Genomic DNA, 22,833 nt, shown 5'->3' with positions numbered 1-22,833 from the left:
GAAGAAACTCCATCAATTTAAAAAGTTCATCTAGATGCAAGTTCGGGTACAATAGTCCTAACTTTGGAAGTTTCTGATTATGACGAAAGTAGTTGTTAAAAAAAATAACACTGGCACCATCGCGCAGAACAAACGCGCACGCCATGATTATTTCATTGAAGAGAAATTTGAAGCCGGACTTTCGCTGCAAGGCTGGGAAGTGAAGTCTTTGCGCGCGGGCCGTATGACTTTAACTGAAAGCTATATCACCTTCAAAAACGGTGAAGCTTTTTTATTTGGCGCGCAAGTGCAGCCGCTGTTAAGCGCCTCTACGCATATTGTTCCTGAAGCGCGCCGCACACGCAAACTGCTGCTGAGCAAGCGCGAAATTGACAAATTACTCGGTGCGGTCAATCAAAAAGGCTATGCCTGCGTACCTTTGGCCTGCTACTGGAAAGGCCGTTTAGCCAAACTGGAAATTGCGCTGGTGAAAGGCAAGCAGCTGCATGATAAGCGTGCAACTGAAAAAGACCGTGACTGGCAGCGTGATAAAGCGCGGATTATGCATAAATAAAATGCACTATCCATCAAAAAGATCACAGCCTCCCATTGGAGGCTGTTATTTTTTGGCTCATCAAGTTAGGCCAGCACGGCGCATAGACAGTGCGCAGATCATTGCTCAGACAATCAGATGAACAAATCCTCAATCCGCCAAAGCAGTTTGATTTTACTTCCTGATTGCCCAAAATTTGATTTTTCCGCATCAAGGCAGCTGACCTGAATTAAACAGATTCAGTAATAAAAAAAGCCAAAAGAAGATAAGTTTCTCTTGGCTTTTCATTGTTTTATCTATAAATAATAAAACAATCCATTATTTGAATTTATTTAACAGCAGTCCTAAATATTCACCAAACCAAAGCGCAGTTTCCAAATCACCTTTGGGCGGCGTAACTTCAACAGGCGCATTGTCCGACTGCGTCATGAGGCCCAAAAAGCTCGACATGCGGTTTAAGTCATCAATGCCGCGGCCAGTCGGCATGATAGGCAAACCCGACCACAGCATGCCATGCTGCATGGCGAATAAATTAATCTGCTGCAGCACCGCCAGCTTATCACCGCTCAAACCGCCGCCATTGGTAAAGCCCGCGGCCAGCTTGCCCTGCCATGCCCGCGCCAGCCAGCGTTTCGACGACTGCTCCATGAACTGTTTTAAGCCGGAAGTTAGATTGCCCATATAGGTGGGACAGCCAAAAACAATAGCATCCGCTTGGTCTAAAATATCCCAATCCACTTGTTCAATGTTCATGCTATGCACAGCCGCACCCGTTTGGGCTGCGCCCTGCGCAATACATGAAGCGACTTTGGCGGTATGGCCATAAGGGCTGTGATAAACAATGGCGATAGATTTAGCCAATACAGATGCAGTTAAAGACATAATAATCAAAAGTCTACAGATTCGCTCAAGTTTAGCATTTTCATGCTATAAACACGAATGTTGCCATGCGGCCGGTTTTCGCTTCACGGCGGTAAGAATAATAATCATCCTGCTGCTGATAAGAGCACTGATCACCGCCTAAAATGGTTTTCACTCCATGCAGCGTCAGAATATAGCGGGCAATGGCATATAAATCCGCATAGAACTTGCCTTCTTTCACACCCGCCTTAAAAGCGCTGTCCAGCTCTGGATATTTTGAGCAAAACACCTGTTTCACCTCAGCGCCAATTTCAAAATTCTCCTGGCAAATTGCCGCCCCCAGCCATGCCCAAGCGGGCGGGCTTTGCATTTCAGCAATAGTGTTTTCAATAATACCGCCGGCTAAACCGCGCCAGCCTGCATGCAGATTCGCTACTTCTGTGCCTTCAGCATTGCCCAAGACCACAGGCAGGCAGTCGGCAGTCATCATCATTAAGGCATGGCCAGCCGTTTGCGTGACTAGGCCATCACCTTCAAGCGCATCAAAAGACATTTCCGCATTGATGGTGCGGCAAATCGTGCTGTGGGTTTGCGTCATCCAGGTGATTTTATTCACCCCATGCTCGGAAAACTCCTGCAGCAGCGTCATGCGGTGGCGCTGCACGCGCTGCGGATCATCATCGACATGCAAAGCCAAGTTAAAGCCTGCCAATTCAGCGATGTCTGACGGCAGCGCCTTATCGTGCTGTACGCGGGTCTGGCCTGCAAATACGCCTTTTGGCAGCCCTTGAACAAATTGCATGTCAATTTCCTTATGTATGATGATGAAAGCTGATCGTTTTGCCGTGAGCCAGATCTATCGATAGACGCAATCAGCCCCTAAAACAGCAGCGGCACCGGCCCTTGTTCGATTCAGGCCGGCATCCGTTTCGGCTTAGTAAGCTTTGTTTTCTGTACGCAGCACGTCCACCAAATGAGTGAAGTCTTCCGGCCACGGCGCTTCAAACATCATTTCTTCGCCGCTGCGCGGATGCACCAAGCCCAGTTTCGCGGCATGCAGCGCCTGGCGCTTAAATGCACGCAAGGTTTCCGCCAATAGCGGAGATGCGCCCGCCGGCACGCGCACACGGTTCATATAGACTGGATCGCCGACTAAGCCGTGGCCGATGTAGCTGAAATGCACACGGATCTGATGGGTGCGGCCTGTCTCCAGGCGCGCTTGAATGCGGGTGAAATGCTGAAAACGCTCTTTCACATTGTAATGGGTAACCGCTTCTTTACCGCCCGGCAGAATCGCCATTTTGATGCGGTCGACCGGATGGCGCTTAATCGGCTCATCAATGGTGCCGCCGGCAATAATCGCGCCATACGCCACCAAATCATAAATACGGTAGACTGATTTCTTTGCCAGCTGCTTGCTCAAAGAGAACTGCGCCTCTAAGTTTTTCGCAACAACCAGCAGGCCCGAGGTGTCTTTATCGATCCGGTGCACCAAGCCCGCACGGGTCAGTTCAACCGATTTAGGATAATGATGCAGCAGCGCATTGACCAGCGTACCCGTCGCATTGCCTGCGCCCGGATGCACAACCATGCCGACCGGCTTATTGATCACGATAATGTCGTCATCTTCATACACGATGTCTAAAGGAATGTCTTCCGGCTGGCTGCGGGTTTGCGCTTCCAGCTCAACTTCCAGTGTCAGCAGCTCATCTCCCTCAGATTTATACTTTGGCTTCACGCTGTTACCATTCACTAACAAATGGCCTTCTTTCAGCCACTGCTTGAGTTTTTCGCGTGAAAAATCAGGCCAAACCGCTGCGGCCACTTGGTCGATGCGCTGTCCAAAAAAGCTGTCATCCAATTGAAATTGCAACGATAAACGTGTTGCAGTTGCGTCTGAAGTATGGTTATCTGCATCCTCAGAATCTTCAAGCAAATTGAAGTCAGTTTCAGGGATATCGGAATTAGAAGATTGTGCTTGAGTCATTTGATCATTCAGGCAAAAGTGGTTTAATAGTGCAATTGTAGCTCATTGCCAGTATTAACAGAGGAATTTTTATGTCGCTACCACATTATAAAAAGACAATGCTTGCTCTAACCCTTGGCGTTGCGGCAGCAATGGCAGGCTGCAGCAGCAATCCAAAAAAAGATGTGGTTGATACTGGTCCGCAATCCAGCGAACAGGTTTACATTGAAAAAGCAAAAAAAGCGCTGGACCGTCATCAATATACTGACGCCGCCAAGCATTTAGAAGCGCTGGAAACTTATTACCCAACAGGCAGCTATGCAACGCAGGCACAGCTGGAACTGCTGTATGTAAAATTTCAGCAAAAAGATTATGAAGCGGCTATCACTTTGGCAGAGCGTTTTATCCGCCTGAACCCGCAGCATCCGAATGTCGATTATGCTTACTATGTCCGCGGTGTCGCGAACATGGAACAAAACTATGACGGCCTGATCCGCTATACCTCGCTGAAGCAGTCGCACCGTGATGTCAGCTATCTCAAAATCGCGTATCAGAACTTCGTGGACTTTATCCGCCGCTACCCATCCAGTGAATATGCGGTCGATGCCGCACAGCGCATGAAGTTTATCGGTCAGGAATTGGCTGAAAGCGAAATGAACGCTGCGCGCTTCAACATTAAGCGCAAAGCCTATTTAGCAGCGGTTGAGCGCTCTTTATGGGTGATTGAGCATTATCCGCAAACCCCGCAAATTCCAGAAGCGCTGGCCACTGTGGCCTATGGCTATGACAAGCTGGGCGATAAACAAACTTCGCAGCAATACGTGGATGTGCTGAAACTGAACTATCCAGAGCTAGTGAAGTCTGACGGCTCTGTCAACATGCGTGCAGCGCGCAGTGAAGGCAGCTTCTGGAACCGTGCAACTCTAGGCGTATTCGGCAAGGGCGGCAGCACGCATTCTGAACAGGATGAAGTGAAAAATGCCGGCAGCGAAGAAAAACGCAGCTTAACCAACCGCCTGTCTTTTGGCCTGCTGGACCGTCCAAAAGCGGAAGCCGCTGATATCCCTCAGCCGGCTGAATCTGACGCCGCTGAATAAATCCGCCGATTCAGATGATTTTTCGCAAAGGGCAAGTTATCATACTTGCCCTTTGTCATTTCAGCTTCAGGCGTTTTCACGCTTGATCCGCATGATCAAAAAGGATACAACAGACAAAGCAGATGTCTGTCCGATGCTTCAAGGCATCAAACCTGAACTGCACAAGCAGGGCTTTCTTTTTCCATCAGCTTTTAAGGCGCATTGAAATAACAGCATGGCGATTCCTCAGCACACCATTGATCAAATTTTAGACCGCACCGATATTGTCGATGTGATTGGTCAGTTTGTGAAATTAAAAAAGACTGGGCGAACCTACTCCGGCTGCTGCCCCTTTCATCAGGAAAAGTCCCCTTCTTTTCACGTTTACCGCGATAAGCAGTACTTTCACTGCTTCGGCTGTCAGGCCAACGGCAACGCCATCCGCTTTTTAATGGATATCGGCAGCCGCAATTTCATCGAAGTGATGAAAGACCTGTCGAGTCAAACTGGCATTGAGCTGCCGAAAGATAATTTTGATTCCAATAAATTAAAATACAAACGCGAAGCGCCCAAAGCTCAGGCGCCTGCTCCGGCAGCGCAGCCCGCAGCGCCAGAAGCCCAAAAAACCGCGGCAAAGACCGTATCCAATGATGCCGCGCCGGCTTTTGACCACGACCCCTTTGCAGAGTTTCAGCAGCAGGATGAGGCCTTTTACGGCAATGATCCTTTTGCGGCTTTTGATCAGCCTGCAGCATTTGAACAGGCGCAGCCAGACGGCAACCTCTATGACCTGCTGGAAAATATCGCCCAGTTTTATGAACATCAGCTGCCGGCCAGCCGTACAGCGCAGCAGTATTTCAAGCAGCGCGGACTGTCCGCAGAAACCATCGCCTACTGGCGTTTAGGCTATGCGCCGGAAGACTGGCAGCATTTAGAAAAAGCCTTTCCGCAAGATATTGAGGGCTTAAAGCTGCTGGGCTTAATCCGCACCAGCGACAGCGGCCGCGACTTTGACCTGCTGCGTGACCGGGTGATTTTCCCGATCCGTGACGCCAAAGGCCGTGTGGTCGGTTTTGGCGGGCGCGCGCTGAATGATGAAGTCAAACCCAAGTACATCAACTCGCCCGATTCTGAAGTCTTCCATAAAAACCAGCTGCTGTATGGCCTCTACGAGGGCCGCAAGCAAAAAGCCAATGACTGGCTGATGGTGGAAGGCTATATGGATGTGATCGCCCTGCAGCAGTACGGCATTGCAGGTGCAGTGGCGACGCTGGGAACGGCGAGCAACACCGAACATTTAAATATTTTATTCAAGCAGAACAACCGCATTACCATTGCCTTTGACGGCGATGCCGCGGGGCAAAAAGCGGCGCGCCGAACCTTGGAAATTGCCCTGCCGCTGCTGAATGACGGCCGTGAGCTAAAATTCTTTGTGCTGCCGAATGATCACGACCCTGATTCTTTGATCCGCCGCGAAGGCATTGAAAATTTTAGGCGCCTGCTGGACACTGCGCCGCTGCTGTCTGAATTTGTCTTTGCGCATTTGACGCAGAATTTTGACATCACTACGCCGGAAGGCAAAAGCCAAGTCATGGCCGAATTGCGCCAGCTGACCGAACTGCTGCCGCCTAAAGGCTCTTACCGCTATCTGCTGCAGCAATATTTCCGTGAAAAACTCGGTTTCAGCCGCAAGTGGCAGCGGCAGGTCAATAATGATGCTTCACTCAGCTTCAGCACCAAAATTGATGCCGAAGAATATGTGATTGCGATTTTGATCAATCACCCTTATCTGTATATTCATTTTGAACCGCTGCGCGCAATCATCTCATCCGATCTGCTGCTGTTCAATATTCTGAATATTTTCAATGTGATTTTTGATGATTTGCCGGATGATCCTGAACTGTCGCGCTATTATGTGTTAGGCGCATGCTCAGCGTATCATCATGAATTGCAAACCATTTTAGAAAACGCCAATATCAGCGACTATACCTCATCTCCAGAGCAGGCTGATAAATTGGCCGCCGATTTCTCCACCAAACTGCAGTACGAATATTTGCAGCAGAAGCTGAAATCCAAGAAGTTTTCCAGCCTTGCTGAAATGCGCAACTTGAAGCAGAAAATTTATGAGATCGGCAAAAAAAGATCGCTGACCCTGCTGGATGAGTAATCCAGACCAGAAAGCGATTTGATTGTTAAAGAAGAAAACAGCTGAAATGCAGCAGCGCATTCACATGTTTGAACTTAAAGCTTTTTGACTTAATACTTTTTAGTTTAAAGCTTGAATCAGCTGCCTGCAAAAAGACACCAGCTGAAATTTTTTAGACGGTTGCCCTGTTAATGCTTCGGCTTGCGGCGTTTTTCTGCGGTTGCAGCCAGATCCTGCTCCAGCATTTCAAAATACGCGGGATCCTCAGCCGTAGCAGCATGGCGCAGCGCAATTGAAGTCGGATGCAGCAGCTTATTGGTCAAACGGTAGGAAAGTTCCTGCAGCACCTGCTCTGCAGGCGCCCCTTTTTGCAAACGCGCCAAAGCCTGCGCCAGTTCTTCCTGCCTTAAGCTTTCACCCTGATCACGGTAGACTTGAATCGTCGCGCCAGCCAAATTCACTTTTTGCTGAGTAATCAGTTCTGTCGCCAGCTGATTGACCATCACTTCCGCTTCAACCGCGGCTTGGCGGCGCTGCGCAAGGTTTTCATCAATCACGCTTTGCAGGTCATCCACGCCATATAAATACACGCCATCCAAGCTTTCGACTTTCGCTTCGATATCGCGCGGCACAGCCAAATCGACCATGAGCATTTGTTTGTAGCGGCGTTTTTTGAGCGCCGCTTTGACATCTTTGAAATAAATGACCTGATGCAGGCTGCCGGTACAGCTGGAAATCACATCAGCGCGGTGCAAATTATCCGCCAGCTGATCAAAATCAATGATTTCCACTTCAACACGGTGCGCGATTTCCTGCGCTAATGCCTCGGCCCGGGCGCGGGTACGGTTGCAAATGATAATTTTGCCGACCCCCATTTCAGCCAGATACTTGGCCACCAAGCTGTTCATTTCTCCCGCAGCGACAATCATCACCGTTAGCTGTTCCGGCTTGCTGAACACCTGTAAGGCCAGCTGCGCCACCGCATAGCCCATCGACACCGCATGGCTGCCGACGGCCGTTTCCGAGCGCACGCGCTTGGCGGCATAAAAGGCATATTCAAAAATTTTATTCAGGCTGCTAGACACCGTTTCGGCATCCTTGGCCAAGGACAGTGCAGTCTTCACCTGCCCTAAAATTTGCGGCTCGCCCAGCATGAGCGAATCCAGGCCGCTGGCAACACGCATCAAATGCGTCACGGCCTGCGCATTTTCATAGCGGTACACATGATTGGACAGCTGTTTGACATCAATCTGATTTGCTTGGGCGAGCCAGTTCAATACCATGTCTGCATTTTCAGACATCGCATAAACTTCAGTACGGTTGCAGGTAGACACCACAACCATATCATTCAAAAAATCGGCATGACTTTGCTGCGCCAGCAGCGCACTTAACTTTTCCGGGTTAAATGCGATTTTCTCACGCAGTTCTACAGAAGCGGTTTGATGGTTGACACCCAATGCAAAGAAAGACATATCAGATCATCATTTCGCTAAATTTATGCTATTGTGCAACATCGGTGTCATAAAAAGCATTACTTGGATCAAGAAAAATTGCGTCAAACAAATAGCCGGCTCAGCGGCGCGACAATAAAGCAGTATTCTACCACATTCTTGCTGGTCGGTAGCATGGCTTCCAGTGCTCAAGTACGAGCATTTGGAGAAGTTTACCACGCCAATTCAAATTATGATGCCATAAAACAAAGCATGATTGCAGAGTTTGCACTTGCTTATGATGATATCCCCACCGCATTGCACAACTATACTGTTCTCGCTATTAAAAGCAATTCCACTGCAGTCAAGCAGCGCGCGCTGAATATCGCTTTAGAGCAAAATGATTTGCAGGCGGCTTTAGACATTGCCACGCATTGGGTGGTCCAAGAGCCTGAAGATGTTCCTGCGCTATTTTATTTGTCGCATATTGCTTTAAAAACCCATGAATATGATCTGGCGGCAGAAACCTTAGATAAGATTTTAAATATTGATCCTAATGCGGATTTAGAAGAAATTTTAGCAGGCATTGCGCCGGAATCCGCAGATGACCGCGAATTTTTGATTGGCGCGCTGCGGGCCAGCAAAGAAAGCCGCAATCCGTCTATTTTGGTGCTGATTGCCGGGCTTGAAGCGCAAAATGGCCAGCTGACTGACGCGCTGAAGACCATTAATTCCGCATTAAAAAAGCGCCCGAAGACCACCGGCTATATCTTAATGAAAGCCAATTTGCTGATTGCGCTGGGCGATGAAGAAGCCGCGCGCCAATGGTATGATAAATCCAGCCGCAAGCACCGCAGCAATTTAGATGTGCGGCTCGCCGAAGCCAAATATTTAGTCAAAATCAATGAGTCGGAACTGGCGCTGCAAAAGCTGGAAGAGATCATTAAAAAATGGCCCAAAGCCGAAGAAGCGCTGTTTCTTGGCGGTCTCACCAGCATTGACTTAGAACAGTACGAAAAAGCGGAAAAGTATCTGGTGGGTTTGCGCTATTCTGCACAGTATCAAAATGAAGCCTATTACTATTTAGCCGTCAATGCTGAACGGAAACAGCATTTTGAGACAGCGAAAGCCTATTACCGCCTGGTGGATGGCAGCCTCTATACCGTCTCGCGCCGCAGCATGGTGAATATTTTCACTCAGCAGGACAAACTGCATGATGCCTTGCGCTTTTTAACGCAGGAACGGGTGAATTATCCGCAGCACGCCAGTTTTTTATACCTTGCGCAGGCCGATATTTTAAAGCGCATGAACAACAAAAAGGCCGCGATGCGCCTTTTGGATGAAGCCATTAAAAATCTGCCGGATGACCCTGAACTGATCTATGCAGAAGTGCTGATTCTGGATCCTTATCAAGACCGCGACAAACTGGATAAACTGCTGACCAAGCTGCTGTCGATTGAACCCAACAGCCCAACCTATTTAAATGCCTATGCCTATACACTGGCGCTGCAAAACCGGCGGCTGGATGATGCGCGCAGATTTGTAGAACATGCCTTAGAGTTCGCACCGGAACAAGCCTCTATTTTGGATACACTGGGCTATATCTGTTATTTACAGAACGATTTTGCCACGTCTGCAGCCGTGCTGAAAAAGGCCTATGAACTCAGCGGCAGCGTTAAAATCGGCGTGCGTTATGCCCGCTCGATTTACATGCAAGGCAACATTGCAGAATTTAGCCAAGTGTTACAACAACTCAAACAAAAGCACCCGAATGATCCTCAATTAGATCAATTAAATACGCTATTGTTACCCCAGCAAATCAAAAAGAGTTAAGCCCTGCTTATGCATACCTTGTCAAAATTCTGCCTGTCTATTCTGGCGTTCAGCACTGTTGCCCTGACCGGCTGCCAGCAATACATCCAGCCCTCAGAACAGCCACCAGCCCACGTGCTGGAAGCGCCGGATCAATTCAGCCTGCAAGGCAAAATCGGGGTGCGCACACTGCAGCAGTCCGGCAGCGCGTTCTTCACTTGGGTGCAGGAAGAAGATGAGTTTGATATCGAGCTCAGCGGCATTTTGGGTGTGGGCAAAACACAAATCAGCGGCAAGCCCGGTGAGGTCACGCTAAACAGCGCAAAAACCGGTTTAATCAGCGCAGCAACGCCTGAAGAGCTGCTGGAGCGCGCAACCGGCTGGCAAGCGCCGATTACCCATTTAGTGAAATGGGTGCAGGCAAAACCCGCAACCCGGCAGGCGCAGCTGAACAAAGATGACAGCGGCCGGATTGCGCAGATTCAGGAAGACGGCTGGCAAGTCGATTTAAGCTATGCGGACAGCGCCGCTTTGCCGAATAAACTGATTTTGAAGCAAGCGCTTGAAACGGGTAAAGAAAACCGTATTACAATGGTCATTCAAAACCGCTAAGTCTAATTTAAACTGATATTGCTATGATCCGAGTTCCCTCTCCTGCCAAACTTAACTTGTTCTTGCATATTACTGGGCGCCGTGCAGACGGTTACCATGAACTGCAAAGCATTTTTCAGCTGATTGATTTATGCGATTGGCTGGAATTCAGCCCCATTGCATCCAAAGAAATTTGCATTGATGGGCTGGAATCCGTCAATGTAGAGCAAAATCTGATCTACCGGGCCGCGCAAATACTGCTGCCGCATGCCAAGCAGCCCACAGGCCTGAATATCCGGGTTGAAAAAAATATTCCTATGGGCGCAGGCCTCGGCGGCGGCTCATCCAATGCCGCCACAGCCCTGATTGTGCTGAATCAATTGTGGCAATGCGGTTTAAATACTGAACAGCTGGCTGCGCTGGGCCTCAAGCTGGGCGCCGATGTGCCTATTTTTGTGCATGGCCGCAACGCGTGGGCAGAGGGCATTGGCGAACACTTAACATTCATAGACTTAGATCAAAAACAGTACATTGTGCTAAAACCTGATTGTTTTATCAGCACTCAACTGCTTTTTTCGCAAAAAACATTGACAAGAGACACGAAGCCTACTAAATTTTGCGCCTATCAGCTAACGCCGTTTAGTTTTGGAAATAACTTTGAGCCAGTGGCAAGAAGCTTATACCCGGAAGTGGACGAAGCAATGCAGTACTTAGATCAGTTCGGTACAGCCAAGCTTACAGGTACAGGTGCTTGTGTTTTTGCTGAGGTAACAGAGAATATGAATGTAAATGACATTCTGAAAAACGCGCCTTGTAAATCTTACTTGGTCAGCAGTTTAGCAGAATCGCCATTGCGTCATTTCGAAGTTTGATAGGGGCGTCGCCAAGTGGTAAGGCACCGGGTTTTGATCTCGGCATCCGTTGGTTCGAATCCAGCCGCCCCTGCCATCAAATTCACCTGTAGATGTAAGTTGTATTAAAGGGGCGTCGCCAAGTGGTAAGGCACCGGGTTTTGATCTCGGCATCCGTTGGTTCGAATCCAGCCGCCCCTGCCATTTAATACAACACATCAATTTAGGGGCGTCGCCAAGTGGTAAGGCACCGGGTTTTGATCTCGGCATCCGTTGGTTCGAATCCAGCCGCCCCTGCCATTTTCTCAAAAAAGACAGAACATTCTTTTGTGGCTAGCCTGTTAAATCACCTTGACAAAACAGCTCAAAAACATTAAAGTTCTGCCGCATTAGGGGCGTCGCCAAGTGGTAAGGCACCGGGTTTTGATCTCGGCATCCGTTGGTTCGAATCCAGCCGCCCCTGCCATCTATTTCCATACATTTCAACCGCCAAGGGTGCTTCATGCCCAATCTTGTCGTTTTTAGTGGAACCGCGCATCCACAATTCGCTCAAAAAGTCGTTAGCCACTTACATATTCCACTAGGTGCTGCTGCCGTTTCAACCTTTTCTGATGGTGAAATTGCTGTAGAAATCACTGAGAATGTCCGTGGTAAAGACGTATTTATCGTACAGCCTACTTGTGCCCCAACGAATGATAACCTGATGGAAATCTTAGTTATGGCAGACGCGCTTCGCCGCGCAAGTGCTGGCCGTATCACTGCCGTCATTCCTTACTTCGGCTATGCTCGTCAAGACCGTCGTCCGCGTTCGAGCCGTGTGCCAATTACCGCTAAAGTGGTTGCAGATATGCTGACTACTGTAGGTATTGACCGCGTCGTGATGATTGACCTTCATGCCGACCAAATCCAAGGTTTCTTCGATATTCCAGTAGACAACATCTACGGTACTCCAGCCTTGCTTGCTGACTTGCGTCAACAGTCACATGACAACCTGATGGTTGTTTCTCCTGACGTTGGCGGTGTTGTCCGTGCACGCGCTGTTGCGAAGCAAATGGGTGATATCGATCTTGCGATCATCGATAAGCGCCGTCAAAAAGCAAATGAATCACAAGTGATGCATTTGATTGGCGATGTGAAAGGCCGTGACTGCGTAATTGTAGATGACATGGTTGATACCGCAGGTACACTCTGCAAAGCTGCTGATGCACTGAAAACTTTTGGTGCGCGCCGTGTCGTTGCTTATGCAACTCACCCAGTACTTTCTGGTAAAGCATTAGAAAACTTGAAAAATTCTGTAATCGACGAATTGGTTGTTACCGACACAATTCCGCTTTCAGAAGAAGCTCTAGCTCTTGGCAAGATTCGCCAAGTTTCAGTAGCAAGCATGGTTGCTGAAACAATTCGTCGTATTAACAACGAAGAATCTATTAGCGCAATGTTCGATTCTTATCTATAATATAGCGCTGAATTTTCAAAACCCTGCTTTTGGCAGGGTTTTCTATCGCTGAACTGGTCGAAAGTTCAGCTCAATCAAAACTTAAAATAGGATGTCTATCATGGCAAACTTCGTATTAGACGCAGCAGCACGTGAAGAAGCAGTTCAAGGGAAAGGTTCGAGCCGCCGCCTTCGTCTGCAAAACAAAGTTCCAGCAATCATCTATGGTGGCGCTGCTGAACCTGTAGCTGTAACTTTAGAACTTCGTCAACTTGTTAAAGCATTAGAAAGCAATGCTTTCTTTGAAGAAGTTGTAGAAATCAAAGTTGGCGACAAAACTGAAAGCGTTAAAATCAAAGCGTTACAGCGTCACCCAGCTAAAAACACGCCTATGCACGCTGACTTCGTTCGCGCGTAAGTGTTTATTGGTGTAATTAGTGTCTAATATTTCACTGATTGTCGGTTTGGGCAACCCTGGTAAAGAGTATGCCCAAACCCGCCATAATGCAGGCTTCTGGTTCGTAGAACGCCTTGCAGAACAATATGGCATCAACTTGAAAGCTGATCCGAAATTCAATGGAATCAGCGGCCGCGGCAATATCGAAGGCCAAGACGTACGTCTGCTGTTGCCGACAACCTTTATGAACCTTTCCGGTAAAAGTGTTGTTCCCTTCGCCAAATTCTACAACATTGCTCCAGAAGCAATGCTCATTGCACACGACGAACTGGACATGAATCCCGGTGTAATCCGCCTGAAAACTGGCGGCGGTCACGGCGGTCATAATGGTTTGCGCGACATCGTTCCTCATACCGGTCCAAACTTCCATCGCCTGCGCATTGGAATTGGCCATCCTGGTTCTAAAGAACGTGTCTCAGGACATGTTTTAAGCAAAGCGCCAAGCAGCGAACAAGATTTAATGGACAATGCCATTCACCACGCTTTAAGCCGCATCAACTTGCTGGTTGACGGTGAAGTGCAGGCAGCCATGAATCAAATCAATGCTTACAAAGCAAACTGATAAGTCAATAAATTGTTGAACAATGCTGCTTGCCATGCTGCCGTTTTAAAGGCAAAATGCGCTGGCCTGATTGCTGATCCAGCAAGTCCAGATTGATTCAACCGCAAGATTAATATCTTAGGTCCCACTAAGGAGACGCTAGCCATGCTATCTCGTTTATTAAAAGCTAAAATTCACCGCTGTGTAGTAACGCAAGCAGAATTGCATTATGAAGGCTCTTGTGCAATTGACGGCATTTTATTGGATTTAGCCGGCATCCGTGAATATGAAGAAATTCATATGTGGAATGTGACTAACGGTAAGCGCTTCACCACTTATGCGATCCGCGGTGAAGAGGGCTCAGGCATTATCTCTGTCAATGGCGGCGCTGCGCTGCAGGCAGATGTTGGCGATTTAATGATTATCGCCACATTCGGCGATTTCACTGAAGCAGAAGCCAATGCGCATAAACCGCGTTTAGTCTATGCGAATCCAAACAATACCGTGAATCACACAGCAAACTGCATTCCAGTTCAAGTGGCTTAATCTTTTAAGCATCTCCAGATTCTAAAAAGCCTGCATATTCGCGGGCTTTTTTATGGGATAAATCACCTGTTCGGCCAGTCCATTATCAAGCCACATCTCCAAGCAGCAAAAGCACACTAATCAGCAAATGCGAAAGCGCAGCCGGTCGATTAACTGTGCGGCCCTTTCCACCACGCCTGCTGCTGCTCGCAATTCAGCGGCTGCAATTGCTCCCCCACCAACCCCACCAATAAAGGCTGGCCATTCTCCTGCACTTTCAGTTCTGCAAATTGCGCATTGCGGTAACATGGCTCTAAACCTTCAGCAAATAAAAAACTGCGCGCGGCTGGATATAAGCCCTCAAAAGTATTTTCAGGATTTTTTAACATCAATCTGGCGGATGCGTTTGGATAAGCCATCAATAAATCCGCGTTAAAACTGGTTCGAATCACGCGGCGCTGTGCATCAAGCTGTACATAGCTCATAACGCGCTGCTGATTAAGAAAACCTTCACGCTTCAGATTTTCCGAATCCGCATGCTCAGCAATGTGCTCCTCGGTAAATGCCATTGCAGGCGGTACGCCGCCAAAATACAGATGATAATTCAGCGCCATATAATCGCCTTGCATCATGGAGCGCGGGTCCACAGGCTTAAGCCGGACATATATGCTGGCGCTGTTCGACAAATGCCGCTCATGCTGTGCAATCAGCACAATAAAGAATGCAATGCTCAGCACCGCAAAAACCAGGGGCATGCTTTTTTTCATGATTGTTTTTATGATTATTTTCATGATTTTTCCCCTGCTATTTGAACCGGCATCACTGACAGCATCCAGGCGATAGCCAACAGTAAAACCCCGGAAATCAAAATACTGAAGCTCTTCAGCAGAAAACTCAGCCCCAAATTGTAATACAGCATCCATAAGCTGAAGATCAATAAGACAATGCTGAGCGCTTTAACGAGATTCTGCGGATAGGCAACAGACCAAGACAGTAGCACCAGCAGCAGAAAAATCTCAAAATAACCCATGGCGATCAGCGCAATGCCCAGCGCCAAAAACAGCCATTTTTCTAAGCCTGAATGCTGCCGCCCAATGCCAATATAAAGCCCAAGCCAAAGCAGCGGAAGCGCATAAGCAATGACTGAACGCATGGCGGCATGCTGCGTATGATCTACATAAATAAAGCCGCTCGACAATGTTTTCAGCAGCACACTGGCCAAAATAATGAACAGCAGCCAAAGCGCAGCCGTTTTGCGGTAAATCGTTGACTGCCAATACGGCGCTGCGCATAGCAGCGCAATCAGAACACTATAATTCAAGCCCATCACAGCTAAAATTAAGCCGTCTTCAGCGCGGAAAAATTCGCCCAGCCCTATCGCCGCAATGCTGAGACCATAGCAGGCGATCAGCTGAATCAAAATAATAAACCAATGCATTCGGCTCAAGAGGCACAGCAGTGTGAAGCCTATTTGCAGAAAGAGAATCAGCGTAAAACTATCAGTCAAAATTTGGGTATGAGCCAATACCGCCGTTTGACCGCAGATCCACAAACAGTAAGCAAACTGCCTGCTGAATGCACTGATAGAACGGCGGATCATCCACCAAGCCAAAGCTACAAAGACCGCACCCATGGCAATGGAAAATGACTTCCAAAAGGTCAGCAATAGAGACGATAAGATAATCCCCGCCAGCCATGCCCCTATTGCCAAAGGAATCACGGTAAATTTAGTTTGCGGCAAAAACTTCATCAATAGCGCGCTGATTGCCGCAAACCATGCAAAAATCAGCAGCGCTAAAACCAGCAAGCCGCCCACCGAATCGGACAGCGCATGTGCTGCAAACTGGAAAATCAGAATGCTGATGCTTGCCGCCAGCCCTGCCGCCTGCAAACTGGTATCCAGTGCGCGATGCTGCAGATAAAAATAAGCGATGAGATACAGCGGCAGCGCGATCGAAAGCGGCAAATACGGCCAGTCATACTGCTCTGCGCTATAACCGCAGAACAGCAGCATGCAATAGATCGATATGCAACTGATCAAAACGATAAAAACAAAACGCAAAGCTGGATAATATTTGAGGCAAAGGGTCACGCAAACGGCGGTCAGCGCATTCATGCAGAGCAAATACATCAGCTGATGATCTGGCATTAAATAGCTTTGTTTAAAATACATCCATAAAGCCAGCTGGCTGACGATGCAGAACAGCGCAAACACACCGATATTCGGCCGATACAGCCAAGGCAAAAGCAGCACAGCCCAGACCAGAAACAGCAAATAACTGTCCGCACCCGTTTGGTAGACCTGCCCGATCACTGCAAGGCTTAAGCCCAGCATCAGGCCGCTGACAGCATCCAGACTTTGCTGTATCCATTGCTTGCCTGAAAAATACATACTGCCGATGGCGCTGCATAACAGCATCAGCATCGGGATCAGCAGCTGAATCAATTTAGGAATCATCAGCCAATTGGCGGCAATCAAATACAAAAAACTTGCTGCAATCAGCGCAAGGCCAATCACTTGCAAATACCGAATGAATTGCACATTGTGAAATAAACGCGGGGAAAATTCGTTGCGGCGCTTTAAATACTGCTGCTTCGCTGAACCAGATTCTGTCATTTTTATCATTATGGTTTCATTGTCGATTTATCGGCAAAATAGCATGCTTTTCACTTTTTTATAAAACCGCTTACAAATCCAATCATCTGCATGGCTTATCTGAAATTTTGCTGAGATTCCCAAGCCATAATTGCCCATCAGCATGAAAACAGGTCTATACTGATTGCACATCGCTTCAGGGCGGGGTGCAATTCCCCACCGGTGGTAAGTTCAGCCTAATTAATCGTTATGACTGAATCAGCCCACGAGCCTATTGCGCTTTGCAATTCGCAGATTTGGTGAGAAACCAAAGCCGACGGTATAGTCCGGATGAAAGAAGACGACGTCACATATTCATAGCTTGATCTTTTCAAGCTATTGCGTAACGCCACACTATTTCACACGTCCTGAAATGTTCAACCGTATCTGAAAACTTACGAGAGCGTTTCAATGTCCAGTTTAATTCAACCCGAAATTTTCTTTTCTGCCCTTCCGCCATTCGAGCAGCGCATTGCACAGGCGCTGGAAGATATGCGCCAAGGCAAACCTGTTTTGGTCATGGATGATTTTGACCGCGAAAATGAAGCTGACCTGATTGTCGCAGCCGAAACTTTAAATGTCGAAACCATGGCACGCATGATTCGTGACGGCTCAGGCATCGTTTGCCTCACCCTGACCAATGCGCTGGCTGACCATTTAGACTTGCCGCCGATGGTCGCAGACAATTCAAGCCAGTTTAAAACCGCATTCACCGTCACTATTGAAGCGGCTGAAGGCGTCACCACAGGCGTTTCCGCCAAAGACCGCACCACCACCATTCAGGCCGCGATTAAAGACGGCGCTGCTGCCAGTGACTTAAACCGTCCGGGACATGTGTTTCCTTTACGCGCCCGGGATGGCGGTGTGCTGACCCGCCGCGGCCATACCGAAGGCAGTATCGACCTTGCCCGTTTAGCAGGCTTAAAACCTGCAGGCGTGCTGTGTGAAGTAACCAATCCAGACGGCACGATGGCTTCTGGCGTGCAAGTCCTGTCCTATGCGCAAACGCATCATTTAACATTGATTACTATTGATGAAATTGCGCAATACCGCCTTGCGCATCAAATTTAATCTTCAGCTTCAGCATATAAAGCCCAGCTCGCGCGCTGGGCTTTTTTCTTTTATGTGCACATGCAGCTAATGAATCCAAGCTTGATGATTCCAGCATTCTTGCCATCAGCAGGCAGCCGATTTTTAAGGTGATTAGCACCTTTCAAAAGCCAGCGCTCGATCAAAACCAAACCTCGTAAATGCCATAGAGCGCGACAGCAATCAAAATCACTCCGCACGCGACCAGCAGCTTTGGATAGCAGGCAGATTTGGCTAAGCGGCTGAATGACAGATAAACCACACTCAAAGTGGCAAAATCCAAGATGATCCAGCTGAGCGTCAGCACCATTAAACTGAAATTTAAACCGGCAGTAATGCCGGTAAATTGCGGGAAAAATGAAGCGAAGAAAATAATATCTTTAGGATTGGAGATCCCGACCAAAAAACCTTTCTTAAAACCGCCCGATGCTGCGCTCAGCGTCATCGTATTTTCACTGGAGGAACTTGTGAGAGCATCTTTCAGAATATCAAAACCAATATAAGCGATATACAGACAGCCCAGCAGCTTAATGCCATTCAGCCAGTGCTCATTAATATTCAGCGCGCCTTTTAAAATCAGCACGGAAAGCACAATAAGAATCAATGAAGCAAAATTGGTTCCAAAAATTGTTTGCAGCGCACGCTTATATCCGCCTTGCAGGCCTGCGCTTGCCACCAGCAGCATGACTGGCCCCGGTGTCGCAATCATCACCACAACAGCCGCGCAATATAAAAAATATTCCGCAAAATTCACCTTCTACCCCCTTCTCTATTCTAAACATCCATAAAAAAAGAGGACTCAGTCCTCTTCTTCCATCTGCTGCAGCAAATGAAGACTGATGCCGTCTGCCCGTAAAAAGGCCAAGTCATAGCTGGCCGTCGCCAGCGCCAAGACGCGCCGCTCAAACTCTTCCCACAGTGGGCGCACCTGCTTATAGTGGATGCCTAATCCGCTCTCATCGGTAAAATGGCGGTTTTTTTCGCATAATTTCAAAGCATGGTACAGTTTGCGCCCACGCGTCGCATCTGGGCGCAGCCGCACACGCTTAGACAGCACAAAACCTTCGACATGGCGAAGATCCGCCAGCGGCAGCAGCGGCACCAAAATCTGATCCAGCTGCGCATCCAGCCGATGCCAAACGGCGCTTTGCTGTTCAGCCGTATAAGTATTCCATTTAATCACTTCATGATTAAATCGGCGGCAGCCGCGGCAGACTGAATCACCAAATACCGTCGAACAGCGTCCCGCACAAGGGGTTAATGAGGCAATCCGGCGATCCGTAGTCAATGCAAGCTCCCATAACATTCATAAAATTTGCACTGCCGGCATTTTTCCGGCTGGTCAAGAATATACACGCTCTCCTGCAGGATGAGAAGCCGTGAATCTGCATTGGGCCGCTCGCTTATTGCTGCAATTCACGTTAAAATATGCGCCTTTCAAAATTCTTAGTTTTTAATTGGAGTATCCATGAACGCTACTGTAGAACAGCTTGCACCTGTAGAACAGCATGCGGCCGATGGCTGGGTTGTTGCGGCGCTTTATCAATTCAAAGAAGTACAGGACTCTGCAGATTTGCAGCAGCGCCTATTGGATTTGGTAAAAACCATCAACTTATGCGGTACTCTGATTGTTGCAGATGAAGGCATTAACGGCACTGTTGCCGGCGACCGCCAAGCGATTGATACTATTCATCAATTCCTTCTCAATGAAGGTTTTAATACGATGGAGTATAAAGAGTCTCACAGCTCTGAAAAACCATTCCGTAAAATGAAAATCAAGCATAAAAAAGAAATTGTCACTTTAGGCGTTGAAGTGAAACCGCGCGATTTGGTCGGCCACTATCTTGACCCGAAAGAATGGAATAAACTGATTGCGCGTGATGACGTGATCCTGATCGATACCCGCAACGATTACGAATACAAAGCCGGGACGTTCACAGGCGCGATCGACCCTCAAACAGAAACGTTCCGCGAATTCCCCGAATACGTGAAAAAAGAGCTGGAACAGCACAAAGACAAAAAAATTGCGATGTTCTGCACAGGCGGCATCCGCTGTGAAAAATCCACATCGCTGCTGCTGCAAGAAGGCTTCAATGAGGTGTACCACCTGAAAGGCGGCATCTTAAAATACCTCGAAGAAACCCCTGTTGAAGAAAGCATGTGGGAAGGCGAATGCTTTGTCTTTGATGGCCGCACTGCAGTTACCCACGGCATGGAAGAAGGCGCCAACATTAAATGCCACGCTTGCGGCTGGCCTTTGTTGCCAGAAGAAGTGGAATTGCCAAGCTATGAACATGGTGTATCGTGCAAATACTGCATCGACAAAACTACAGAACAGCAAAAAGCCGGTTTCCGCATGCGCCAATCGCAAATCTTAGCGGCGAAACGCAAACGCCTCTAAGTTAAGCGCTGTTTGCAGCGTCTCCGCTATCCCAATAAAGAGGTCCTCAAATGAGGGCCTTTTTTACTCAATATACACAATAGAAATAAAAAGTGACAAAAATCACAGTTCAACCTCTTTCCGGCAAATGCAATCTTCATATATGCTGAATCAAAAATAGCCATTTTGATTCATAATTCATTGAAAAGGATAGCAAAATGTCAAAAAATTTAGCCGCTGAAGCTCAAAACCCGCTGCCTTCTCCTATATGCAGCGACCGTGCTGAATCCAGCCAGCTGCATCAGCAGTCACATGTGTTCATTGTCAGCTTAGGCGCAATTCTTGGCGTGCTGATTTCCCTTTCAATCGGCTATCATCTGCGGACGACAGCGATAAATATGATGTTGCTGAGCCTGATTCCGCTGGCGCTTTCCTATGTGCTGCGTGAAGTGTATATCTACACGCTGACCCATATGCAGGATTAAAGCCGCCTTTCAACGGTATTTTTTTGCAGCAGCGCAGGCAAATAATTTTCACATAAATATTAATGCTGCGCTTTACCCAGTCGGCAAGAACGCATAGCATGATTTCAATACATAAGAATCAGGCGCATATGAATTTAACCGAGTGGATACTGTCCATCATGGAACAGCTGGGCTATTTAGGCATTGCGCTGCTGATGTTTTTAGATAATGTGTTTCCGCCTATCCCCTCTGAAATTATTATGCCCTCGGCCGGTTATGCCGCGTCACGCGGACAGCTGCTCTTAAGCGGCGTCATCATAGCAGGCTGTATCGGGTCATTGCTGGCTGCGGCCCTGCTGTATTGGATTGGCTATCAATTCAAGCATGAAGCGATTTTCCGCTTTGTAGACCGTTATGGAAAATTTCTGTTTATCAAATCCGCAGATGTGCAGAAATCGCTGCAATGGTTTGAAACCTACGGCCACCGCATCGTCTTCGTAGGCCGCATGATCCCTGCAGTCCGGTCATTGATCAGCATTCCTGCCGGCATGAGCCGCATGCCGTTCTGGAAATTTATGGCCTACAGTACGCTGGGCACCACGATCTGGACCACATTTCTCGCCTGCGTCGGTTTTTATTTTGGTGAAAATCAGGCGTTGATGCACCAAATTTTCAGCAATGTCGGCTATGTCATCATCAGCATCACCGTGATCGCGGTGCTGTGGATTTTGCGCCGCCGCCATCAGCGTAAAAAGGCGTCAAGCAGCAAATAGATTCCAGAGTGAAGATCCTGAACTGTTCACATGATTAGAAAAGTATTAAACCGGCATGAAAGATACGGGCTGCGGCAGTTATAACAATCAAATCAAGCACTCACCCGCATGCAGCGCAAAGATTGCTCAATTGATAAATTACGTTAAGATGTAAATCCGCTTCACTCTTTTGTGAGCCTATCCATATCAATAACGGCAGATTTAAAACCTGCAGTACAAGAGCCTTAATGAAAAAATACATCCTCTATTTTTCTCTCTGTTATGGAGCGGCTGTGGTCATCACAGCCATTATTGTCAGCTTCTTTGATTTGCCGGGCGGTACTTCGGCGGCCTGCCTCATTGCAGCCGGCTTTGCTGCCGCCATGAAGTTTGCTCAAGATCAGCAGCGTGCGCCCAACCCGAAAGAAAAGAAACAGCTGATCTGGGGATGCCTTGGCGCATCGGTGCTCCTCAGCATGCTGGCTTCGGCCGTGTCATTGTTCATTTTCTCTGAAACCGCTGAATTCTTCAGCATGCTCAAGGCTGTTCCAGTATGGGTCTGGCTACTGGCGATCGCGCTGACACTGGCAATTCATTATCTTGTTCTGGCGCTGTCTTTCGGCTGGTTTGCCAGAAGAAGCGCGAAAACCGTGCAAAAATAAAGCCGCAATCTTTCATCTGCTGCGTAAAATTCTAAAAATTCGGCAATAAAAAAGCGCCCTGCTCGGCGCTCTTTTACATGCGGTTTTGACCTTAAATGTCTTAATTCGGTGTGTGGTACATCAAATACAATTCATTTAAATTGTCTGGAATTTCTTCCGCAAGCTCATCCATCAACTGGCCATTGCGGCGGAATGTTTCCATTTGCGGATCTTCTTCATCAATGCCGCTGAACACCATGATTGGCAAGGTTAAATCAACCAGCTGTTCTTCAAATTCGTCAGTAAACCAAGCGTCTTCGTTTAAGAACATCGCATCAACAAAACCGACGCTCCAGTCCCCTAAGCTTGATTCCACATCCGCTTCTTCAATCTCAAAAGGAAATTCAATTCCTTCTTCATTCGCCAAGTTTTGACGAATGGATTCCAGCCATGCTTTAACTTGAGCGATAATTTCCGCCGGCACTTTCTTCTGATTGTTATCAAAAAGCTCGTCCAGCCATTTCGCAAATGCCGGGCCAACTGCAATTGCACAAAGAAAACCGTGAGTTGCAGCAAAATCTAGACCGTGTTCATTGTCATCACCGTCCAGATATTCACTCAATAGGTCTAAATCTAAAGCACTCATTTC

Annotated in this window: 24 protein-coding genes, 4 tRNA genes and 1 riboswitch; of the genes, 19 read left to right on the top strand and 9 right to left on the bottom strand. The window is 48.0% G+C overall.

Going from position 1 to position 22,833, the window contains the following annotated elements; genetic code table 11:
* Positions 1 to 79 precede the first annotated feature (79 nt).
* Complete coding sequence (gene smpB / locus ACE3T3_RS01630; protein WP_374663417.1) at positions 80 to 553, top strand: SsrA-binding protein SmpB; 474 nt, start codon at positions 80 to 82, stop codon at positions 551 to 553.
* A gap of 297 nt (positions 554 to 850) precedes the next feature.
* Here smpB and ACE3T3_RS01625 read toward each other — a convergent pair whose 3' ends face one another.
* From ACE3T3_RS01625 to rluD, 3 genes are all read right to left on the bottom strand, one after another.
* Complete coding sequence (locus tag ACE3T3_RS01625; protein ID WP_374663415.1) at positions 851 to 1,414, bottom strand: flavodoxin family protein; 564 nt, start codon at positions 1,412 to 1,414, stop codon at positions 851 to 853.
* A gap of 40 nt (positions 1,415 to 1,454) precedes the next feature.
* The gene (gene pgeF, locus ACE3T3_RS01620; protein ID WP_374663413.1) at positions 1,455 to 2,195 is read right to left on the bottom strand and encodes a peptidoglycan editing factor PgeF; all 741 of its coding nucleotides are present in this window, start codon (positions 2,193 to 2,195) and stop codon (positions 1,455 to 1,457) included.
* Between the two features lie 132 nt (positions 2,196 to 2,327).
* Positions 2,328 to 3,380, bottom strand: coding sequence for a 23S rRNA pseudouridine(1911/1915/1917) synthase RluD (gene rluD, locus ACE3T3_RS01615; RefSeq protein WP_374663411.1), 1,053 nt, complete (start codon positions 3,378 to 3,380; stop codon positions 2,328 to 2,330).
* Positions 3,381 to 3,451: 71 nt separating this feature from the next.
* Here rluD and ACE3T3_RS01610 point away from each other — a divergent pair, with 71 nt between their 5' ends.
* Both ACE3T3_RS01610 and ACE3T3_RS01605 read left to right on the top strand, forming a co-directional pair.
* Complete coding sequence (locus tag ACE3T3_RS01610) at positions 3,452 to 4,456, top strand: outer membrane protein assembly factor BamD (RefSeq protein ID WP_374663409.1); 1,005 nt, start codon at positions 3,452 to 3,454, stop codon at positions 4,454 to 4,456.
* Between the two features lie 214 nt (positions 4,457 to 4,670).
* A complete protein-coding gene (locus ACE3T3_RS01605; protein WP_374663407.1) occupies positions 4,671 to 6,602 on the top strand; it encodes a DNA primase in 1,932 nt (643 codons plus the stop codon).
* 167 nt (positions 6,603 to 6,769) lie between these two features.
* Here the strand turns inward: ACE3T3_RS01605 and hemA are convergent, their stop codons facing one another.
* Positions 6,770 to 8,053, bottom strand: coding sequence for a glutamyl-tRNA reductase (gene hemA / locus ACE3T3_RS01600; RefSeq protein ID WP_374663405.1), 1,284 nt, complete (start codon positions 8,051 to 8,053; stop codon positions 6,770 to 6,772).
* Between the two features lie 78 nt (positions 8,054 to 8,131).
* Here hemA and ACE3T3_RS01595 point away from each other — a divergent pair, with 78 nt between their 5' ends.
* The 11 genes from ACE3T3_RS01595 (at position 8,132) to panD (ending at position 14,244) form a co-directional block, all read left to right on the top strand.
* Positions 8,132 to 9,844 (top strand): tetratricopeptide repeat protein, encoded by a 1,713-nt coding sequence (locus ACE3T3_RS01595; RefSeq protein WP_374663403.1) that lies wholly within the window; start codon positions 8,132 to 8,134, stop codon positions 9,842 to 9,844.
* Between the two features lie 9 nt (positions 9,845 to 9,853).
* The gene (gene lolB, locus ACE3T3_RS01590; protein ID WP_374663401.1) at positions 9,854 to 10,435 is read left to right on the top strand and encodes a lipoprotein insertase outer membrane protein LolB; all 582 of its coding nucleotides are present in this window, start codon (positions 9,854 to 9,856) and stop codon (positions 10,433 to 10,435) included.
* 23 nt (positions 10,436 to 10,458) lie between these two features.
* Complete coding sequence (gene ispE, locus ACE3T3_RS01585; RefSeq protein WP_374663399.1) at positions 10,459 to 11,286, top strand: 4-(cytidine 5'-diphospho)-2-C-methyl-D-erythritol kinase; 828 nt, start codon at positions 10,459 to 10,461, stop codon at positions 11,284 to 11,286.
* A gap of 1 nt (position 11,287) precedes the next feature.
* A tRNA-Gln gene (locus ACE3T3_RS01580) sits at positions 11,288 to 11,362 on the top strand.
* Between the two features lie 32 nt (positions 11,363 to 11,394).
* Positions 11,395 to 11,469 (top strand) — tRNA-Gln (locus tag ACE3T3_RS01575).
* A gap of 21 nt (positions 11,470 to 11,490) precedes the next feature.
* Positions 11,491 to 11,565 (top strand) — tRNA-Gln (locus ACE3T3_RS01570).
* 91 nt (positions 11,566 to 11,656) lie between these two features.
* Positions 11,657 to 11,731 (top strand) — tRNA-Gln (locus ACE3T3_RS01565).
* A 36-nt stretch (positions 11,732 to 11,767) separates the two neighbouring features.
* Positions 11,768 to 12,721 (top strand): ribose-phosphate pyrophosphokinase, encoded by a 954-nt coding sequence (locus ACE3T3_RS01560; protein ID WP_374663397.1) that lies wholly within the window; start codon positions 11,768 to 11,770, stop codon positions 12,719 to 12,721.
* Between the two features lie 100 nt (positions 12,722 to 12,821).
* Positions 12,822 to 13,118: a 50S ribosomal protein L25 gene (rplY, locus tag ACE3T3_RS01555; protein WP_374663395.1), complete on the top strand. Its 297-nt coding sequence runs from the start codon at positions 12,822 to 12,824 to the stop codon at positions 13,116 to 13,118.
* Between the two features lie 19 nt (positions 13,119 to 13,137).
* Positions 13,138 to 13,719 carry an aminoacyl-tRNA hydrolase gene (gene pth, locus ACE3T3_RS01550; RefSeq protein WP_374663393.1) on the top strand — a complete coding sequence of 194 codons (582 nt, stop codon included), beginning with the start codon at positions 13,138 to 13,140 and terminating at the stop codon, positions 13,717 to 13,719.
* Positions 13,720 to 13,863: 144 nt separating this feature from the next.
* Positions 13,864 to 14,244 (top strand): aspartate 1-decarboxylase, encoded by a 381-nt coding sequence (gene panD, locus ACE3T3_RS01545; RefSeq protein WP_067668515.1) that lies wholly within the window; start codon positions 13,864 to 13,866, stop codon positions 14,242 to 14,244.
* A 149-nt stretch (positions 14,245 to 14,393) separates the two neighbouring features.
* Here panD and ACE3T3_RS01540 read toward each other — a convergent pair whose 3' ends face one another.
* Complete coding sequence (locus tag ACE3T3_RS01540; protein ID WP_374663639.1) at positions 14,394 to 14,990, bottom strand: GDYXXLXY domain-containing protein; 597 nt, start codon at positions 14,988 to 14,990, stop codon at positions 14,394 to 14,396.
* Between the two features lie 20 nt (positions 14,991 to 15,010).
* Positions 15,011 to 16,849 carry a DUF2157 domain-containing protein gene (locus ACE3T3_RS01535; protein WP_374663391.1) on the bottom strand — a complete coding sequence of 613 codons (1,839 nt, stop codon included), beginning with the start codon at positions 16,847 to 16,849 and terminating at the stop codon, positions 15,011 to 15,013.
* 159 nt (positions 16,850 to 17,008) lie between these two features.
* Positions 17,009 to 17,165: riboswitch (FMN riboswitch) on the top strand.
* A 104-nt stretch (positions 17,166 to 17,269) separates the two neighbouring features.
* Here ACE3T3_RS01535 and ribB point away from each other — a divergent pair.
* Entirely contained in the window at positions 17,270 to 17,929 is a 660-nt protein-coding gene (gene ribB, locus ACE3T3_RS01530; protein WP_374663389.1) for a 3,4-dihydroxy-2-butanone-4-phosphate synthase, read from the top strand.
* Positions 17,930 to 18,089: 160 nt separating this feature from the next.
* Here ribB and ACE3T3_RS01525 read toward each other — a convergent pair whose 3' ends face one another.
* Positions 18,090 to 18,701, bottom strand: coding sequence for a LysE family translocator (locus tag ACE3T3_RS01525; protein ID WP_374663387.1), 612 nt, complete (start codon positions 18,699 to 18,701; stop codon positions 18,090 to 18,092).
* Between the two features lie 45 nt (positions 18,702 to 18,746).
* A complete protein-coding gene (locus tag ACE3T3_RS01520) occupies positions 18,747 to 19,253 on the bottom strand; it encodes a DUF1289 domain-containing protein (RefSeq protein WP_374663385.1) in 507 nt (168 codons plus the stop codon).
* A 162-nt stretch (positions 19,254 to 19,415) separates the two neighbouring features.
* Here ACE3T3_RS01520 and ACE3T3_RS01515 point away from each other — a divergent pair, with 162 nt between their 5' ends.
* The 4 genes from ACE3T3_RS01515 (at position 19,416) to ACE3T3_RS01500 (ending at position 22,205) form a co-directional block, all read left to right on the top strand.
* Positions 19,416 to 20,348, top strand: a complete 933-nt coding sequence (locus ACE3T3_RS01515) for a rhodanese-related sulfurtransferase (protein ID WP_374663383.1) — start codon at positions 19,416 to 19,418, stop codon at positions 20,346 to 20,348.
* Positions 20,349 to 20,545: 197 nt separating this feature from the next.
* Positions 20,546 to 20,812 carry a hypothetical protein gene (locus ACE3T3_RS01510; RefSeq protein ID WP_374663382.1) on the top strand — a complete coding sequence of 89 codons (267 nt, stop codon included), beginning with the start codon at positions 20,546 to 20,548 and terminating at the stop codon, positions 20,810 to 20,812.
* A gap of 128 nt (positions 20,813 to 20,940) precedes the next feature.
* Positions 20,941 to 21,564 (top strand): DedA family protein, encoded by a 624-nt coding sequence (locus ACE3T3_RS01505; protein WP_374663638.1) that lies wholly within the window; start codon positions 20,941 to 20,943, stop codon positions 21,562 to 21,564.
* A 227-nt stretch (positions 21,565 to 21,791) separates the two neighbouring features.
* A complete protein-coding gene (locus tag ACE3T3_RS01500; RefSeq protein ID WP_374663380.1) occupies positions 21,792 to 22,205 on the top strand; it encodes an ABZJ_00895 family protein in 414 nt (137 codons plus the stop codon).
* A gap of 100 nt (positions 22,206 to 22,305) precedes the next feature.
* Here the strand turns inward: ACE3T3_RS01500 and ACE3T3_RS01495 are convergent, their stop codons facing one another.
* Positions 22,306 to 22,830, bottom strand: coding sequence for a YecA family protein (locus ACE3T3_RS01495; protein ID WP_374663378.1), 525 nt, complete (start codon positions 22,828 to 22,830; stop codon positions 22,306 to 22,308).
* Positions 22,831 to 22,833 lie beyond the last annotated feature (3 nt).

This window comes from Acinetobacter sp. (genome assembly GCF_041919735.1).
Lineage (GTDB): Bacteria > Pseudomonadota > Gammaproteobacteria > Pseudomonadales > Moraxellaceae > Acinetobacter.
Note: the sequence above shows the minus strand (reverse complement) of the source record. Positions and strands in the feature narration are given on the sequence as shown.